The organism is Paenibacillus terricola (assembly GCF_014779765.1).
In the GTDB taxonomy this organism is placed as follows: Bacteria; Bacillota; Bacilli; order Paenibacillales; family Paenibacillaceae; genus Paenibacillus_T; species Paenibacillus_T terricola.
Map to the genome: position 1 here is coordinate 47601 of NZ_JACXZA010000011.1, position 17553 is coordinate 65153.

Sequence of the window (17553 nt, forward strand, 5' to 3'; positions counted from 1 at the left end):
TAGGGAGGAAGAGGCCATCATGCCGTCTCATAATCGCAAATGGTGGGTGTTATCGGTTACAAGTTTAGGTTCTCTGTTATCCGCTTTAAATTTCAGCACCTTAATTATCGCACTGCCGGATCTCATTACGGGCCTTCATTCGACGCTGCTGCAGGCGATGTGGATCATGCTCTCGTACATGGTTGCACAGACGGTCGTTGTGCTGATGGCCGGCAGCCTGGCGGACCGATTCGGCCGCAAGCGGCTGTATATCTGGGGCATGATTCTATTCACGATTGTATCGTTCATATCCGGCTTTGCGTCGGACGCGACGTGGTTAATCATCTTAAGGATTCTGCAAGGAGTCGGCGGCGCTATGGTTATGGCGAACAGTACGGCGATCGTTGCGGACGCTTTTCCGAAGGAGGAACTGGGCAGGGCGCTTGGCATTAACATCATGGTCGTTGCTGTTGGTCAGATTATCGGACCGGTGCTTGGCGGCTGGCTGACGACCGACTACGGCTGGGAGTGGACGTTCTGGTTCAACGTGCCGTTCGGCGTTGTGGCTGTGTTGTGGAGCTTATGGGCAATGGGCATGAAAGAGGAGAAGGCGGCAGTCAAGAGCAGCAAGCTCGACCTGGGCGGCATCGCGATGTACTCGCTGTCGGTTACAGGACTGCTGATTGCGCTCACTTGGGGTGCCATTCAGAGCTGGACGTCACCCGTTGTATGGGTATCGGCGATCGTATTCGTGTTGTGCTTTCCTGTCTTCCTTGCTATTGAGAAAAAGCATCCGGCGGCCATTCTGCATCTTCCGCTGTTCTTCAACCGAATCTTCTCACTCGGTATATTCTCGGCATCACTCAATGCAATTGCACGGATGGCGGTTATGTTCATGCTCATTTTCTACTTCCAAGGCGCGCAATCTTACGATGCGCTGGAAGCGGGCATTCTGACCATACCGCTTGCGGCGGGCATGCTGATCTTTTCGCCTGTGGCGGGTTGGTTGGGTGACAAGTTCGGAGAGACGATGCCTGCGACAGCGGGGCTGTTCATCAGCATGCTGGGGCTCATAGGGCTGGCTCTAGATACAGGCATCACGACTCCTTATTGGCAAATGGGGTTGTGGATGACGCTGATCAGCATCGGCTCGGGACTGTTCAACTCTCCGAATTCGAGCAGCCTAATGAATGCTGCTGGTCCCAAATTCCGCGGCGAGGCATCCGGCATTCGATCGCTGACGACGAACATCGGCATGATGCTGAGCATTGCTTTCTCGATGCCGATCATTACACACAGCATTCCGCATGAAGCGATGCTGGCGATTTTCTCCGGTACACAGGTTGGCATGGGCGAGTCGAGCGAAGCACTGAAGCCGTTCATTACAGGCTTGCATGAGGTGTTCTGGTTCATGGCGGTACTCATGCTGTTCGCGACGATTCTGTCGATGCTGCGCGCGGGTCAAGGCGGCCGGCGCGGAATGGTTGATGTGTCGGGGTAATGCAGGAAAGAGAGAGTGTAAGAGTAAATAGGATAGCGAGAGCCCCTCGGTCATGCCGCTTAGCGCATGGCTGAGGGGTTTTGTGTTTGGTGGGGAGAAAGCTGCCCTAGTAGGTAAGTATCCCATGGTTCTTATAAAAAAGGCCTGATCAGCGTCGATTGACGTGGATCAAGCCCTTCTTATTGGCAGTACGTATTAGGACGGTTCCACGCCCCATGCGAGCGTACCATTGACGTACAGCGTTACCTTGCTGTTGTTCACGAAGCTGGTGCTTGCCGTACTGAATGAATAATCGTTCGACTCGGAGAAGTTGGACCAGTCGGTCTTGCTGAAGCGGGTCTGGATCTGACCGCTGTTGCCACCTGCGGCGATGGATCCTGCGCCTGACTTGAAAGTTAGCTCCAGATACGTATCGGCTGTTGCGGTTGGCGACGTCATCGAGACGAACTGCGCTTGGACATTATCGCTGCCGATTTGCGCCCAGTCGCAGAAGAAATTGAAGGCGGTCGTGTTGTCTTTCGTGAAGTAGTAACGAACCTTCAGCGTACTCATATCGACGGCACTAGTTCCGCTGTTCGTGATGATGAACTGCGGAGCCGCCGAGCTGTTCGCTGCATCCGTATCGTTAGGGCGATATTGAACGGCTAGGCCAGTCGTCGTGCCGCCGCCAGTAGATGGCGAAGCAGGGGTGACGGAGACGGTGTTCGATGTGGCCGTACCAGCGGAGTTCGTGGCAACCACACGGTAGTAGTAAGTCGTGCCGCCCGCTGCGGTCGTATCGGTATACGTTAATGCCGTTAAGCTTCCGCTTAGATCGGCGAAGCCGCTGCTGCTTGCCGTCGAGCGCTGAACCTTATAGGACGCTGCGCCGGAGGATGCCGTCCACGTCAGTGCTGCTTGTGCGGTTCCAGCTGTACCCGTTAAGGTGAAGGTACCAGGGACCGTCACGACAGGAGGCGTTGTGCCGCCGACTGTATAGATGTTCGGCTGTGCCGGCGTCGCCATTCCGTCACCGAGGAAGTAGCTCGTATGCGGCGGCTGGTTGTATGCAACGTTCTGCCAAGCAACGCCGAGACGATAGACAGAGTCGTGCATCAGAGTAGGCAGCTTGTACGTCGTAACAGCTGTCGTCGTGTAGAGGCGAAGCGCGCTGCTGTCCGTTGTGCGCCAGATGACCTCTTCGCGCCAGTCGCCGAGCAGGTCCGCTTGGAGGCTCGGAGTGCCCTTGGTCGTGTTATTGGAGTATGTGCCAGTCGCAGTCAGGAGATTGGAAGATTTGCTCGTTGAGTAATTCCATTTGTCAATTTTGCCGACGCCGGCGCTGATGCTGGAGTCATAAGAATGGTCGAGAAGCTCGCGCAGCAGATCGCCGTCCCACCAGATCGCGAAGTTCTGGGAGGGGTAGCTCGTCGTAATCAGCGTGCCGGTAGCAGAGTGGACGCCGACAGGCGTCGTCCATACTTCTTCCCCGCGGTACCGCGGGTCGATGTCGCCGGACAAGCCGCGGCCGGTATCGACACCGGTGTTCTGACCCCAAATGATCTCGCCTGTCTTCGCGTCATGAATCTCGGCGCCATACTTCGCGCTCGTGTTCTCGTGCACGTCGAATACTTCAAGACCCGGTCGGTCAGGGTCGAGATCGCCGACATGCATCGCATCGCCGTGTCCAAGGCCCGTCGTGTACATTTTGGTGCCATCATCATTCACGGCCATTGCACCATAAATGACTTCGTCTTTGCCGTCGCTGTCAACGTCAGCGATGCTGAGCTGGTGGTTGCCTTGTCCGGCATAAGAGCTGTTACCGGATGCGTTCGTATCGAACGTCCAGCGCTTCGCAAGCGAGCCGTTGCGATAATCGTAGGCAACGATGACGGTACGGGTATAATAACCGCGACCCATGACGATGCTGGGGCGAACACCATCCAGATAAGCAACGCCAGCGAGGAAACGGTCTACACGGTTACCGTAGCTGTCGCCCCAACTGGAGACGGTGCCGCGGGCGGGCTCGTAGCTGACGGTTTGAAGGATTTTGCCGGTGCTGCCTGCAAACACGGTGAGGTATTCAGGGCCGCTTAGTATATAGCCGCTGGAGTTGCGGTAGTCGGCGGTGGAGCTTCCGATGACAGTGCCGGCGCTGTCCTTGGTGCCGTCAGCTGTTTTGCAGGCGACCTCGGCTTTGCCGTCACCGTCGAGATCGTAAACGAGGAATTGGGTGTAGTGCGCGCCAGCGCGAATGTTCTTGCCGAGGTCAATGCGCCACAGCCGGGTGCCATCTAATTCGTAGGCGTCGAGATAGACGTTGCCGGTGTAGCCGGACTGCGAGTTGTCCTTGGAATTGGACGGGTCCCATTTGAGTACGATTTCGTAATCGCCATCGCCGTCCAAGTCGCCGACGCTCGCATCGTTCGCACTATACGTGTAGCTTACTCCATCTGGCGTCGTGCCGCCTGCCGGTTTCTGAATCGGGATGTCCTTGTAATTGTTGCTCCATACGGTCGCTGAAGTCGATTGTGCTTGCACGGCGCCGTTCACAACGGCTGCCACCGTATAGGTGTTGCTCGCTGTACCAGCTGTGTCGACGTAGTTGGTACTGTTCGTAATTGGCGTTGTAGTAATCAAAGTACCGTTGCGATAAACGTTAAAACTGGTGGAGGCGGCTTCTGTGCCGAGCAGGCGCCAGCTTAAGTAGACGCCATTGCTTACTTTGACAGCGACAAGGCCACGATTCAGAAACTCCATCTGGCGCGCCGAAGCTGCATAGGCAGAGTCGGGGCGCTGCGGGAGCAGCGGAATAGCGATCAGTACAGCCATTGCGACGGTCAGCAATTGGCGTAAAGGTCGCTGCCAAGTGGTGCTCGTAGAGCGAAACATAATATTCCTCCTTACGATAATGGGTTCAGCGATCAGCAGCTGAGGGGCAGCTGGATAGCGCTTACATTTTTATTGTAAGGGTGGATGGGCTTGCTTAAATAGGGGGCGAGAGGAGCAATTGCGATGCGCGGCGCTGAGTTCGAAATGTCCACCTATTAACATTTCGGTGAATGCAAGGAGCCTGAACGATTAACCGATAGATTCGTAGAGATTAACAGCCGAAATTATTTTCGAAAAACAATCGAATGAGTAAGTCGAAAGGCCTCGGACAAGAGCGAAAGCGAATGAATAGAATGAATGGTGGGTCGAATGGTTCAGCGGCGGGGCAGAATAGAGGGGAAACAGCTCTATTTTTCGCAAGTATGCGGATGAAGGGCGGCTGTTTCGTGTATACTTAATGGTATATGAAAATATATCCTTATTTGTCGAACTACAAGGGACCCGAAAGTGTAGAGTCGGGGGCGGAGGAATCATGAGCTTAGAGCAGGACTTGCTTGATTTTATGAAAGAAACGGCGTACAAGCCGATGACCTATCAGGAGTTGGAGCAGCACTTCGGAATCGACGACGCGGGAGATTTCCGCGCATTCCTCAAGCTGCTTAATGAGCTCGAAGAGTCGGGCCAAATCGTCCGTACGCGCAATGATCGCTACGGCGTAATTGAACGGATGAATCTCGTTCGCGGCCGCGTGCAGGCGCATGCGAAGGGATTCGCATTCCTGATTCCGGAGGAGAAGGACCATCCGGATGTGTATTTGCATGCGAACGATCTGAAGAGTGCGATGAATGGCGATATCGTACTCGTTCGCGTTACGTCCCAGAGCGAAGGCGGCGGACGTATGGAAGGCGAGGTTGTCCGCGTCGTGACACGCGCTGTGACGCAGGTGGTCGGCACATTCGATAACCATGATGCGTACGGCTTCGTGCTGCCGGACGACAAGCGGATTAACCGCGATATTTTCGTCCCTAGGGGACAGTTCGGCGGAGCGGTATCGGGGCAAAAGGTTGTCGTGCGCATTACCGCTTATCCAGAAGGCCGCGCAGCGGCGCAGGGCGAGGTTATTGAAGTACTCGGCCACAAGGACGATCCGGGCGTCGATATTCTATCGATCATCCGCAAGCATCAGCTGCCGGAAGGGTTTCCGGATGATGTAATGGCAGAAGCGGAGGCTGCGCCGGACTCGATTACCGAAGAAGAGATTGTGGAGCAGGGACGCCGCGATCTGCGTAACGAGACGATCGTCACCATCGACGGTGAGGATGCGAAGGACTTGGACGATGCGGTCCATGTCGTACGATTGGAGAATGGCAATTACAAGCTGGGCGTCCATATCGCAGACGTCGGCTATTATGTACGCGAGCGCTCGGCGCTTGATCAGGAAGCGTATCGCCGCGGATGCAGCGTCTACCTCGTAGACCGGGTTATTCCGATGCTGCCGCATCGGTTGTCCAACGGCATTTGCTCGCTTAACCCGCAGGTTGACCGACTGACGATGTCGTGTGAGATGGAATTCGACCCTAACACGATGAAGCGGGTGCGTCATGAGGTATTCACGAGTGTGATCCGGACAACAGAACGGATGACGTACACGAACGTGAAGCGTATTCTGACCGCAACGGAAGAAGAGCCAGAGACGGAGCTCAAGGAGCGTTATGCGGGGCTTCTGGACATGTTCTCGATGATGGAAGAGCTGGCGATGAAGCTGCGGCGCAAACGGATGAAACGCGGCGCTATCGACTTCGACTTCCAAGAGTCGAAGGTTATCGTTGATCCGGAAGGCAAGCCGATCGATATTATTAAGCGCGAACGTTCGATCGCAGAGATGATTATCGAGGAGTTCATGCTTGCGGCGAACGAGACGGTAGCGGAGCATTTCCACTGGCTGCGCGTGCCGTTCCTGTATCGGATTCACGAAGATCCAGACGGCGAGAAGTTGCTGCATTTCATGCAGATCGTTTCGAACTTCGGCTATGTGGTCAAGGGCAAAGGCAACTCGGTTCATCCGCGTGCGCTGCAGACGCTGTTGGAGGAGATCCAAGGCACGAAGGAGCAGACGGTGATCTCGACGATGATGCTTCGTTCGATGAAGCAGGCGAAGTACGATGCGGAATGCCTCGGTCACTTCGGTCTGGCAGCGGAGTTCTACTCCCACTTCACGTCGCCGATTCGGCGTTATCCGGACCTTGTCATTCACCGCGTCATGCGCGAGGTGCTCGAGAACGGTGGGGCGATGCCGGAGGCAAGAGTGGAAGCGCTGGCTCCGCGGATGCAAGACATTGCTCAACAATCGTCGGAGCGCGAGCGCGTTGCTGTGGATGCGGAGCGGGATACCGATAAGCTGAAGAAATGCGAGTATATGCTCGACAAGATCGGCGAGGAATTCGACGGCATCATCAGCAGCATTACGAGCTTCGGTATGTTCGTAGAGCTGGACAATACGGTGGACGGCTTAATCCGACTAAGCCAGTTGACGGACGATTACTATCACTTCCACGAGCTGCACATGGTGCTGATCGGGGAACGTACGTCGAAGGTATACCGGATCGGGGACGAAGTGAAGATTCGGATTGCGGATGTAAACATGGATGAGCTAACAATCGACTTCGAGATGGTCGACATGAAGCCGCGCAGCAGCGGCGGTTTCCGCGGCTTCGCCGACTTCGGCGGCAGCAGTGGCGGACGCGGCGGCGCAGCAGCGAAGCGCGCACGCGGCGGATTTGGCCGCGATGAGCGGCCAGGGCGCGGGCCGGCGGCACGCGGCGGCGGTGGCGGCGCGCAAGGCAGCGGCGGCGGGCCGGGACGCGGCAAGCGCGGAGCTGGCGGCGGTGCGCCGGGCGCAGGCGGACGCGGCGCGCGGAGCGCAGGCGGCGAAGCGGCGAGCGGCGGAGCAGCGGCGGGCCGCGGACGGCGCGGTAAGCGCGGCGGCGAGTACGCGCTGGGCGCAGGCGAGCGCGGCACGTGGGACGCGCCGGTCGAACCGGTGAGCGGCGGGCGTCACGGACGCGCAGGCGACGGCGTGCAAGGTGCAGTCGAGCAAGGCGCGCGGAACGCGGGCGAAGCGGCGAGCGGCGGAGCAGGCCGTGGACGTCGCGGACGCAGAGGCCACGGAGCGCAAAGCGGCGGTGAACGCGGTGGAGCTGTGTTGCGCACAGAGGCACCAGCGGGCAATGAAGTGTTCGAAGCACCGGTTGCTCATGATACAGGTGCTGTGTGGAGTACGCGTCCACCTCGCAAGGAGCGCAGACCAAAGCTGGATATGTGGGGCCTGCCGGTACCGGCAAACAGCAATCCGCGCCGTGATGACGGCGGCGAGCGCGACGATGGCACTTACCAGCCGGGCAACGGACGACGCGGCGGCGGCAATCGCCGAGGCGGTGCGCCAGGAGGTGGTGGCCATGGCGCATCAGGCGGTCGCTCATCCGGCGGACGTAATAAACGTCCGGGTCAGGGTGGTGGCAGCATGAGCGCTGGCAGCGGCGGCAACCGTCCGTCGGACGGTGGCGAAGGCGGTAACGCAGGTGGCGGCGGTAAGCCGCGCAAGAAGAAAAAAAGCGGCGGCGGTAACGCAACAGCTGCTTTCGTAAGGAAGAATCGGAAGTAGGCATAAGATAACGAAGGGCATGCAGCTGTCAGCCATAACGGTGGAAAGCTGCATGCCCTTATTATTTTGCACAATCGAATTGAATGGATAGAGAGCGTCATGTCTGAATGCATAAAGCCTCACGTCAAATCTTCTGGATACGTTCATCCTTCGATTCGCGAGAGGCTCTGTAGTTAAACTATATCGCTGCAGGTGTTATTTAGGATGCTGACATTAGTCATTAGTCGAGTCTTTGGAATCGCCGGTTTTGGACTGCGTATTCTGGCTGCCGTGGCCTTGCTGCTTCTTGGCGCTGTCTCTACGTGAATTTTTTTGGTGGTGTCCGCGGGACATGATGATCGGTCGCCTCCTCTTGGTGGTTGTTCTTCAGCTGTATTGTTATCTCCCTGTGGGCAGGCGATTATGCAGCTGGGAGGGGGCTTGGCCTACTACGCCTTGAATTGGTAATCGATTGTTGCTACAATTAATGTCTAACTGGCCCATTGGCCGATGGAAGCGATTCAGACGAGGAGAAGGTGAAGACGTATGGCGCCGAAGAAGAATCAAGAGAACAAACCGCTTGCCCAGAACAAGAAAGCTTCGCACGACTACTTCATCGAGGAGACGTATGAAGCGGGCATCGTGCTGACTGGTACGGAGATCAAGTCGGTCCGCAATGGCCGGGCGAACATTAACGACGCATTCGCGACGATTCGCAATGGCGAGATGTACGTGAACAATATGCATATCAGCCCTTTCGAACAGGGCAATCGATACAATCCAACCGATCCGACGCGCGCACGCAAGCTGCTGCTGCACAAGGTGCAGATTCATAAGCTGCTCGGGTTGTCCAAGCAAGAAGGCTACACGATTGTGCCGCTTAAGATTTATGTGCGCAACGGTTATGCGAAGCTGCTGATCGGCCTTGGCAAAGGTAAGAAAAACTACGACAAACGCGATACCGCGGCGAAACGCGACGCAGAGCGTGATATTCAACGAGCGCTGCGCGAGAAGCAGAAGGTCGCACGGTAATCGAAAATAAAGGAACCTCCAGAGCGCGTGTTTGAACCGGCGTTCCTGGAGGTTTTTTGATAGGAGCGTGCATGGTATGCATCGGTTCCTGGTTGCAATGCCAAATCCAAGGGGCGCTCATGCCTAAGGTGCTATTGATGTGGACCAGACGACTGATTTCATCTAAAGAGAACTTTTTATTGTGAAAACAATCACATACTTTGTTGGATGTTTATTTTATAATTAAACCATCAAGAAGCGCAAGGAGTGAACGCTCATGATGAACATGAACAAAGACGAACAACTGACGAAGTACTTGGTCCAATTTTGTTATACTTGCGATCGGGCGCATGAGTGCACCAACGAAGCTGCGACTGCTCATTGTATGACAATGAAGCAATACGAAGCTGGATATACGACGACGCAGGATGAGACGCTTGAATTGCTGCGGTGGTACGAACAAATTTAATTATCGTGAGTTATACAAAGTCTGAGAATACTCACTTGGAGAACAAGCCGTTCAGTAGATGCCAATGCGATTGCGATAACGTGCTGCGACAAAGCGCCGACGGCTTGCTTTCCTTACGCCGAATTGCTACAATTAGGTTCACTGCTGATAGATGGAGGAGTTTTTACCGGTTCAGGTTTGAAGCGCTAGATCTCCCAGCAACCAACTAGACAATCAGCGTGGAAGACGTGTTATACTGAGTTCATCAGCAAGACAAGCAATAAGCATTCGTGCTCAGGATGAAGGCGCAGCAATGTGCCACCCATTCGAGTCGCCTGCATGGCTAACGGTTCGCTTAACTGACGATGCCGATTATGCCGATATTCGGGGGCGTTTATGGATTCGACAGGGGTAGTTCGAGCATGGGTTGCGGGTAGTGGGGACGCGTCCGCTTCATCAACGCTAAAGCCAATTAAATGGCAAACAACAACAAACTTACGCTTTCGCAGCTTAATAACCTGTGAGCGTGCTCCTACCTAGCATCGCCCATGTGACTAGACTAGGGGCTAACAAGTAGTGGGATACGCCGTTCGGTCTCCGCCTGGGGTCGACGGAAGAAGATAATCAGGCTGACCCAACGCGTAGTCGGTTACGGGACGACGCTCGGGTGACATCAATACCGTGACTACACCCGTAGAAGCCTGTGTGGCGTTGTCTCTGGACAGGGGTTCAAATCCCCTCGCCTCCACCATGTAAAACCACTACCGCATGAGGTAGTGGTTTTTTGCTGTTTTGGAAGCAGGGTTGGTTGTTTGAAAAAGATTGACCGGACACGGAAGCACGGTGCGGGGGCATTGAATGAACGAACTTTAACTAGGAGAGAAGCTCTTTGCTACTACGACGCGAACAGTTGTTTTGCCTCCTGAAGCGTCATTAAGTTAGAATTTTTTCACTTACAATGTGTACGAATAGACGTTAGTATTTATAAAATAATTGAACTTTCACTTTAATGGCAAAAATTTTGGGGGTTAAAATGAAGAGAACAGTATTAGTAGGTCTAATAAGTGCTGCTTTAATGGTTGGTCCAGTGAGTTCATATGCTGCAAATGATGATGTCGCTACAATAAGTTTAAAGGGTATCCTTTCTGAAGGGAGATTATATGCTCCTCTCCGTATAACAGGAGAGAAGCTTGGCGCAGTAGTAAGCTGGAATCAGGAAACTAATACTGCTTCACTAACTAAAGATGGAAAAACTTTTACTGCTACTGTGGGTAATGGAGCATTGCTGATCAGTGGGAAAGTGCATGTTCAATTTAAAGCTTTGAGTAACTTCTTCTATCCGAACGATTATATTAAGTGGAATAAATCTACTATGACAGGAACTTCTGAGCACATTGAAGTTCGGGCTTATCCATTAACAGATGAACAAGCAATAAAATTTGCTACAAAAGCGCTTGATGAAATGCACGGTACCCAGAAGAGAGAGTGGAATAAATTCCTTATTAACCTGCATGGTCTCATGGATAAAGAGATTCAGTGGAATAGCAGCTATACTCAATATACAGCTTCTTTTTATGATTCGCGGGGTGAAAATAGAAACGAAATTATAACTGAGATGACTAAGAAGGGGAATGATTGGATAATGACTTCATTCAAATCCTTAGTAAGATAGGCATCTAATAGAGGATACCTCTCCATTGTGAGGGGTCAAACAGTCCGGCGAGTTGTGGTTTTACACAGCCACGCTTCGCCTCCACCATGTGAAACCCGACCGCGTGAGGTCGGGTTTTTGCTTGTTATCAGAGGTTTACATCGCAGAGGCTTCATTATTTGAATTCCCACTTTATTTCCCCTTCTCTGGTAATACAGGTTCACAGTAATACAGAAATACATTCGGTAAAGAGCAATAATTCCCTGCTAGAACCTTCCTTCAATTTAAAGGAAAGGGAATCCACGCTCCTTCAATGAAGACCGGTCGCAGGAAGATTTCGACGCCTGGACTTGACTTACAAGCTGGCAAACGAAAGCATGAAAAAGCTGACTCTAGTACAGTACCAGAGCCAGCTTGCGAAGTAGGGATTTTTCTTACTGTCCATTAATAAGGGTCTTGACCAAGTCTGCAGCGGGGCTTTTTGTTGTTAATCATAATAATTAAATCATTTAACTACATAATCATATTCATGGGGAACAAACGCTTCACCGAATTTTTTTCTCAGCAGTATTTGATTTTCTGTTGCCTGTTCATAATTAGACCCCGTAGCAATGAAGGCCGGATTCTTATCTTTAAGCTCTATCCAGGTAGTAGATGGCCAGATATTGATATTTTCAAATTTATCATCAAACCATATTAGACCGTATTGTTTAATATTGTGTGGTGGTGAAGGGTCTAGATAAAATAATGAACCCATATTTATGTCTTTATTTCTTTGAGTTATAAATAAAGTGACGTTTTGATCTTTTGTAAAGTCATAGGCATCTATTGTAAAAGTCCCAATAAATTTATTTTGGCGAAATAGTGGTTTATATAGTTTACCATTAACCTTAATTGAGGTGCTTTTCGCGGATGAAGAATCGTTAAGGGTGAAAACGACGGCAGTGCGTTCTACGTTAACCTTTTCCGAAAAATTATAGTTATATAAAAACAAACCAGCACCTATTAGCACAACAACCAGTACAGATGAGATTAAGATTATAGCTTTTTTTAATGTCATAATTCCCCTCCAAAACTTAAAATAGTTGGGATTTACGTCAAAAACGATTTGACGTAAATCCCAACTTCAAATAATTAAAAAATTTAGTACACAAAAGCCATGCCATTAGGTTGAAGAGGCTTAATAGTTTCAACGACTTTACCATCAACACCCCTGAGATCTACTTCAGTTATAAAAGAATATCCAGTAGGACCGGCCAGATAGTAATCTATTGCTTTAGAACCATCTCTATGATACAGGGCAGTAAAACTAAATGGCTGCGATGGTCCCTGATCTATATGTGCACCAATTGTAGCACCAGTTGTTGAACTATAGCTAAACGTAGGAACAGAAAGTGCACTGGAGCCACTAACTGTACTAGTAACAAGCGCTAAGCTTTGATAAGCATCAGACTTACTAGCATTTTTAACAAACATAAAATCTACTGATTCGTACCAATTCCAAATATAAGCGCCCGTAATATTTTTGATTGTAGTTGTTTTACTAAAGTTCGAATCAGAAATAAAGTCCTTTACCGCGTCATATATAGTTATGGCAGCACCTACATAAGCATTAAATGAACCAAGAGTAGATTTCGCTTGTGCTACAAAGAAATTGGAGACACCAGCTGTCAACGTATTTGAGTTTAAAAGAGTCGTTGCCCCCGTGTTCTTGAGTGAAGAGCTTAGGGAATTGGATTCTGCCGTTACGTGTTCAACTTCATATGTAACCCCATTTTTGACCCAGTTAGCCCGGTAACTAGACTAATGAATATTTGAGTCCGCTGGTATAGCAACTAGGGGTTGTATTTGCGAGCCGTTTGCTCCTAATGAATTTTTTTGTGAAATTAAAACTTGTGCTTCCGTTGGTGTTAAGAAATCTACCCCTAAAGATTCTAGTTCCTTCTCTAGTTTATCATATTCTACCTCGTATCCATCCTTATGCTCACCTAGTAGATTCGCTCTTTCTTGATAAATCTTGTTAATCTGCGCTTCGACATCGTTGTTATTGTTGCTCGCGGCGCTAACAACACCAGTTGATCCAAGCAGTACAACACTTGTCAGTGCTATTGCGGCAATTTTTCGGTACATTATCATATTCCCCCTGAAAGTTGGTTTACCAAAAATATTATCCTTTTGGTGGATATTAATGAAAAACGCACTTGTGGTCATAATATTAATGAGCTTAATAAGTTTGCTGGGATGCTCGGAGCATAAGGGTTTTAACCCTATTCAGGGTAGAACTGAGCAGCAGCAAAATGACACGAGTTCAACTGCAGCACCAATGGATATAGCTCAATCCCAGTCCATCTCATCAACATCCCCAGAATTGGATTCGTGGATGGGTGATTATATTTTCACAGAGGATATTACTTCGCAGGAATATGGAAGATTCTACGAGGTCTATATTTCAAAAGAAAATGATGGTTATCATGCAGAGGTGACGATGGATGATTCTGATGCTGGCGAGTATAGTACGCTGTTGGCTCAAGTTAAGGGAGACACGAATCGTATCAACCTCCTGTTCAGTGGCTATTCACCGGATGAGACGAATACGAATACGTCATATCAACCAGGTGATCAATTAATGAGTCTGACAACAACGAACACAGGGGTTATCACATACTGGGGCAAAATGATGCCCATCAACGATATGAACAAAGTGGATGGCACTTATTTTAAAATGCGAGAGAAGAGTGAAGGATATGCTGGACATTGGTATACGTCAACACCGTCTGCAGGAGGAAATAGTACAACGATAGAGGTAGCGAAGTTAACCGAATCGTCTATAAGTTTTTCGTTATATAGCTCGGACATATAGTTATGATGGTACAAATATCAAGTTAGAGAATAATGTTGCCCACTTTATTGATAGTAGTGACGATAATGAAACGATTGGTTCAGTAGAGCTTAGAGATAATCGGATATTCGTCCATATAGAGAAAACCAATATCCCCATTCTGGATACAGGAACAACTGTCTTTAATTACAAGGTTGGTGAGTTTGCAGCCATACACCTTTCTCCTATGAATGGGGCTGCAGGGGTTGATTTAGGGGAAGGAATTGAAATTGATTTTGGCAGAAGAATAACGCCAACTACTAATAGTTTCGATACCCTGCTAGTTACAGCCAATACGCCAATTGGATCGGACGATGGTTATGTAGGAATGACAGCGGAAAAAAAGGGGAATAGGATCAGATACTTTCCTAATTATGATCTCATGAATACATTAGATGAAGTTATTGAGTCAGGACAGAAGTATCAACTCATTATCGGAGATGGTGAGTTTAGAGATGATATAGGAAATATCAATCGTGGATTTACTCTTGAATTTATCACGAAATAATGACGCAAGTCACTCCGGCGAATTGAGGTTATACACATCCATGTTTCGCTTCTGCCATGCTAATTCACTACCGCAAGAGGTAGTGAATTTTACTTTTTCCACAGAATCGCTCTGCACATAAAGAGTAGCAGCATCGCATCGAAGGAATCCTAGGCATAAGGATTTTTTCTGATCGAGGAGCCTTGGGAGGCCTTGGACGATGATGATCAACGTGCTTAATGTGGATGGTCAAGAACTAACCCCATGTGTGCTTGACCGGGCTTGGAGGGAAGTTAACCGAGCACGCGCCATTTGGATAGACGAGCAGACCATCCAATTGCTATACAATCCATTCTTATTTCGTGACTATCGTAAGGCTGCACTGAAACGGGATCATTACAACTGTTTGTGGTGTGGTCGCTCCGGGACGACGGTTGATCATATTATCCCCTCAAGCAAAGGCGGCTCAGATCTGCCCCACAACTTATTCGCTGCTTGCATGGAGTGCAATACGAAGCGGGGAAGTCGTTCGGCGTTCTCTTATTTCAGGGAAAAGATATTTTCTGCGCCAAACAGAATGAAATTATTATATCGTATCCTGAAAGCCAATTATCACCATCTAATGAACGGATACAAGTGATCGTTAGACATCAAATCCGTGATTACACCTGTAGATGCCTGTATGGCGTTATCTTGGACAGGGGTTCAACTCCCCTCGCCTCCACCATGTAAAACCACTACCGCATGAGGTAGTGGTTTTTGCTTTTTCTCGAAACTGCCATTCTAGTTCAAACCCTCCACTAATACACCATCCTGCAACTCATTTGTTATAGTTACCTCCTAAAGTAGTTAGGGGGTTGAACATCATGGTTTTAAGCGTTAAAAACTTATCCGTGACCTATGCCGAGAATGTGGCAGTCGAACGGATCAGTATTCAATTAGAGGCGGGGCAAGCGATAGGATTGCTAGGTGCAAACGGGGCAGGAAAGTCTTCCACAATTGCTGCAGTGCTAGGCATTGAAACAAGTACCTATGATGAGCTTGTTATCGTCGGCAAATCGCCGTTTCGCGACCGGAAGGAAGTATTTGAACAAGTCGGGGTACAGTTTCAAGAAACCCGGTTTCAAGATAAATTAACGGTTTCTGATGCATGTAAGCAGTGGCAAGCACTTTATAAAAAAACGGCTGACGTGCCCGCTTTGTTACAAACCTTTGGGCTTGCAGGTAAGGAAAAGCAGCTTGTTAAGCTGCTTTCCGGCGGAGAGCGTCAGCGTCTCGCGGTACTCCTTGCTTTAATTCCTGATCCGAAGCTTGTGTTTCTGGATGAACTGACCACAGGACTGGATACGAAGGCTCGCCGTATGCTGTGGAAGCAGCTGTTAGCTATGAAAGAGGATGGATTGGCGATTGTATTAACATCGCATTACATGGATGAAATAGAAGCGTTATGCGATAAAATCTTGATTTTGCGTAAAGGTCAAACTGTCTTTCATGGAACAATTCAGGAAGTGTTAATCGCTAGCGGTAAAGCAACGCTTGAAGACGCTTATTTACATTTTGCAGGCGAGGAGGAACAATGGGGATGAATACAATGACTGCGCTCTTAAAAATTGAAGGCAAGCTAGTGTGGAAAGGTATTGATATTTTAATTTTTGGCATTTGTTTTCCGATTATATTAGCTGCCTTGTATGGTTACTTGCTCAGTAGGGATGCATCGGCAGGTTCGTCTAACTTTGAATTATCTTACGCAGCCGTCATAACGATTGGTGTGCTTGCAACTGGTGTAATGGGTCTGCCGCTGACGATTGCTGATTATCGTCACCGAGGCATCCTTAAACGATTTCAAGTGACGCCGGTATCGCCGTTACAGATTCTGGTTGCGCAAGGATTAATTCAGCTTTCTTCAGCGCTTGTTTCTTTTATAGGCGTTACCCTTGTCTACATTTTGTTATTTGATTATCGATTAGCAGGCTCCTGGTTTGTGTTTTTGAGTGTTTATGCCTTTGTTATTGTTGCCATGTACAGTATCGGCGTTTTCATTGGAAGTGTCGTGCCCGATCAAAAGTCAGCAAATATGTGGAGTTCTGTAGCGTACTTTACGATGTTATTATTCTCAGGAGCGACGATTCCGTATGAAGTGATGCCGCGCTTCGTTCAATGGATTATGGATATACTACCCTTGTCGCATGGCATTCATTTATTAAAGGTGGCAACCACAGGTGAAACCATGACGGGTATGGCAGGGGTAGTATCTTTCTTGATATTGGGTACATGCACGGTTGTCAGCTTATTTGGCGCAATCAAATTTTTTAAGTGGAAGTAGGAGTGTGGGATGTACCGAACAAAAGAAATCGCTGCATTAGCTGGGGTGCATCCCAATACGGTACGGATTTACGAAGAGTGGAGATACATTTCATCTGTTCCGAGAGGCGAGAACGGCTACCGCCTATATTCTGACTTGCATTTGTTTCAGCTTAGTATAGCTAGAATCGCTTTTCGTTGTGAAATTGTTCAGGGACGCATCCGGGCAAAAGCAAGGGCCATTATAGAGGCCAGTGGTAAAGAGGAATTTAATCAAGCGCTAGAACTTGCGCAAGATTATTTATCCCATCTAGAAATACAATATGCTCGGGCATTGGAAGCGATTGAACTTTCGGAGCTGTGGATGAGTGAGGAACATTCTATTTTTAATGAAACATATACACAAACATATACACGAAGTGAGGTTGCACAGATTCTAGATCTCACACCTGAAGCCATTCGAAATTGGGAACGAAATGGATTGCTGACGGTACCAAGACTTCCTAATGGATCTCGCTCTTATACCGAGAATGAAATAAGGCAATTGAAAATAATCCGCACGCTAAGAGCGGCCCACTATTCGATAAGTGCCATCCTTCGCTTGATGAATAAAGCAGCGACGATGAGGGGAACGACCGCGATAATTAAGAAAGTGCTCGAAACACCTGAAGATCATGAGGATATCGGTTCAGTAACCGATCGTTTAACCTATTCATTAGAACAAGCGATTGAGTCTGCGAAGGAAATTGTAGAGCTGCTAGAAGAGAAATTGCGCTCAAATGTATAATGAAGTTGGAACGAATCTCGGCGAATTGTGGTTTTGCACAGCCACGCTTCGCTTCCACC

15 protein-coding genes and 1 other RNA gene are annotated in these 17553 nt (G+C 49.6%); 12 read left to right on the forward strand and 4 right to left on the reverse strand.

Translation table 11 applies throughout. The features are described 5' to 3' along the window. Window positions 1–19: 19 nt before the first annotated feature. On the forward strand, window positions 20–1480 hold the full coding sequence (locus H8B09_RS28725; RefSeq protein ID WP_191207010.1) for an MFS transporter: 1461 nt from the start codon (window positions 20–22) through the stop codon (window positions 1478–1480). 195 nt (window positions 1481–1675) lie between these two features. On the opposite strand, the gene H8B09_RS31150 is transcribed toward H8B09_RS28725, so the two are convergent. After that, window positions 1676–4291, reverse strand: a complete 2616-nt coding sequence (locus H8B09_RS31150; RefSeq protein WP_318152810.1) for a rhamnogalacturonan lyase family protein — start codon at window positions 4289–4291, stop codon at window positions 1676–1678. Window positions 4292–4823: 532 nt separating this feature from the next. On the opposite strand from H8B09_RS31150, the gene rnr reads away from it, so the two are divergent. The 5 genes from rnr (at window position 4824) to H8B09_RS28755 (ending at window position 11062) form a co-directional block, all read left to right on the forward strand. Beyond that, window positions 4824–7952 (forward strand): ribonuclease R, encoded by a 3129-nt coding sequence (gene rnr, locus H8B09_RS28735; protein ID WP_191207012.1) that lies wholly within the window; start codon window positions 4824–4826, stop codon window positions 7950–7952. 525 nt (window positions 7953–8477) lie between these two features. Then, complete coding sequence (gene smpB / locus H8B09_RS28740) at window positions 8478–8963, forward strand: SsrA-binding protein SmpB (protein ID WP_191207013.1); 486 nt, start codon at window positions 8478–8480, stop codon at window positions 8961–8963. Window positions 8964–9219: 256 nt separating this feature from the next. Next, on the forward strand, window positions 9220–9411 hold the full coding sequence (locus H8B09_RS28745; protein WP_191207014.1) for a hypothetical protein: 192 nt from the start codon (window positions 9220–9222) through the stop codon (window positions 9409–9411). 365 nt (window positions 9412–9776) lie between these two features. After that, window positions 9777–10141, forward strand: a transfer-messenger RNA (tmRNA) gene (gene ssrA, locus H8B09_RS28750). Window positions 10142–10423: 282 nt separating this feature from the next. Beyond that, complete coding sequence (locus tag H8B09_RS28755) at window positions 10424–11062, forward strand: stalk domain-containing protein (RefSeq protein WP_224754111.1); 639 nt, start codon at window positions 10424–10426, stop codon at window positions 11060–11062. A 484-nt stretch (window positions 11063–11546) separates the two neighbouring features. On the opposite strand, the gene H8B09_RS28760 is transcribed toward H8B09_RS28755, so the two are convergent. From H8B09_RS28760 to H8B09_RS28770, 3 genes are all read right to left on the reverse strand, one after another. Further along, entirely contained in the window at window positions 11547–12101 is a 555-nt protein-coding gene (locus H8B09_RS28760; RefSeq protein ID WP_191207016.1) for a hypothetical protein, read from the reverse strand. Between the two features lie 83 nt (window positions 12102–12184). Beyond that, a complete protein-coding gene (locus H8B09_RS28765; RefSeq protein WP_191207017.1) occupies window positions 12185–12715 on the reverse strand; it encodes a hypothetical protein in 531 nt (176 codons plus the stop codon). Window positions 12716–12844: 129 nt separating this feature from the next. Continuing rightward, window positions 12845–13171, reverse strand: coding sequence for a hypothetical protein (locus H8B09_RS28770; RefSeq protein WP_191207018.1), 327 nt, complete (start codon window positions 13169–13171; stop codon window positions 12845–12847). A gap of 58 nt (window positions 13172–13229) precedes the next feature. Between H8B09_RS28770 and H8B09_RS28775 the strand changes: the two genes are divergently transcribed. The 6 genes from H8B09_RS28775 (at window position 13230) to H8B09_RS28800 (ending at window position 17494) form a co-directional block, all read left to right on the forward strand. Beyond that, the gene (locus tag H8B09_RS28775; protein WP_191207019.1) at window positions 13230–13901 is read left to right on the forward strand and encodes a DUF5991 domain-containing protein; all 672 of its coding nucleotides are present in this window, start codon (window positions 13230–13232) and stop codon (window positions 13899–13901) included. 205 nt (window positions 13902–14106) lie between these two features. Next, the gene (locus H8B09_RS28780; protein ID WP_191207020.1) at window positions 14107–14427 is read left to right on the forward strand and encodes a hypothetical protein; all 321 of its coding nucleotides are present in this window, start codon (window positions 14107–14109) and stop codon (window positions 14425–14427) included. A gap of 199 nt (window positions 14428–14626) precedes the next feature. Next, window positions 14627–15046: an HNH endonuclease gene (locus H8B09_RS28785; protein WP_191207021.1), complete on the forward strand. Its 420-nt coding sequence runs from the start codon at window positions 14627–14629 to the stop codon at window positions 15044–15046. A gap of 226 nt (window positions 15047–15272) precedes the next feature. Continuing rightward, window positions 15273–15992 carry an ABC transporter ATP-binding protein gene (locus tag H8B09_RS28790; RefSeq protein WP_191207022.1) on the forward strand — a complete coding sequence of 240 codons (720 nt, stop codon included), beginning with the start codon at window positions 15273–15275 and terminating at the stop codon, window positions 15990–15992. Further along, complete coding sequence (locus tag H8B09_RS28795) at window positions 15989–16729, forward strand: ABC transporter permease (protein ID WP_191207023.1); 741 nt, start codon at window positions 15989–15991, stop codon at window positions 16727–16729. The genes H8B09_RS28790 and H8B09_RS28795 overlap by 4 nt, the downstream gene beginning before the upstream one ends. A gap of 9 nt (window positions 16730–16738) precedes the next feature. Beyond that, window positions 16739–17494, forward strand: coding sequence for a MerR family transcriptional regulator (locus H8B09_RS28800; RefSeq protein WP_191207024.1), 756 nt, complete (start codon window positions 16739–16741; stop codon window positions 17492–17494). Window positions 17495–17553 lie beyond the last annotated feature (59 nt).

What these genes read in the sequence shown, in the direction of transcription:
- rnr (WP_191207012.1), top strand. Translation starts at nt 4,824, where the DNA reads ATGAGCTTAGAGCAGGACTTGCTTGATTTTATGAAAGAAACGGCGTAC.
- H8B09_RS28760 (WP_191207016.1), bottom strand. Translation starts at nt 12,101, where the DNA reads ATGACATTAAAAAAAGCTATAATCTTAATCTCATCTGTACTGGTTGTT.
- smpB (WP_191207013.1), top strand. Translation starts at nt 8,478, where the DNA reads ATGGCGCCGAAGAAGAATCAAGAGAACAAACCGCTTGCCCAGAACAAG.
- H8B09_RS28795 (WP_191207023.1), top strand. Translation starts at nt 15,989, where the DNA reads ATGAATACAATGACTGCGCTCTTAAAAATTGAAGGCAAGCTAGTGTGG.
- H8B09_RS28775 (WP_191207019.1), top strand. Translation starts at nt 13,230, where the DNA reads ATGAAAAACGCACTTGTGGTCATAATATTAATGAGCTTAATAAGTTTG.
- H8B09_RS28790 (WP_191207022.1), top strand. Translation starts at nt 15,273, where the DNA reads ATGGTTTTAAGCGTTAAAAACTTATCCGTGACCTATGCCGAGAATGTG.
- H8B09_RS28745 (WP_191207014.1), top strand. Translation starts at nt 9,220, where the DNA reads ATGATGAACATGAACAAAGACGAACAACTGACGAAGTACTTGGTCCAA.
- H8B09_RS28800 (WP_191207024.1), top strand. Translation starts at nt 16,739, where the DNA reads ATGTACCGAACAAAAGAAATCGCTGCATTAGCTGGGGTGCATCCCAAT.
- H8B09_RS28770 (WP_191207018.1), bottom strand. Translation starts at nt 13,171, where the DNA reads ATGTACCGAAAAATTGCCGCAATAGCACTGACAAGTGTTGTACTGCTT.
- H8B09_RS28780 (WP_191207020.1), top strand. Translation starts at nt 14,107, where the DNA reads ATGAATGGGGCTGCAGGGGTTGATTTAGGGGAAGGAATTGAAATTGAT.
- H8B09_RS28725 (WP_191207010.1), top strand. Translation starts at nt 20, where the DNA reads ATGCCGTCTCATAATCGCAAATGGTGGGTGTTATCGGTTACAAGTTTA.
- H8B09_RS31150 (WP_318152810.1), bottom strand. Translation starts at nt 4,291, where the DNA reads ATGGCTGTACTGATCGCTATTCCGCTGCTCCCGCAGCGCCCCGACTCT.
- H8B09_RS28755 (WP_224754111.1), top strand. Translation starts at nt 10,424, where the DNA reads ATGAAGAGAACAGTATTAGTAGGTCTAATAAGTGCTGCTTTAATGGTT.
- H8B09_RS28785 (WP_191207021.1), top strand. Translation starts at nt 14,627, where the DNA reads ATGATGATCAACGTGCTTAATGTGGATGGTCAAGAACTAACCCCATGT.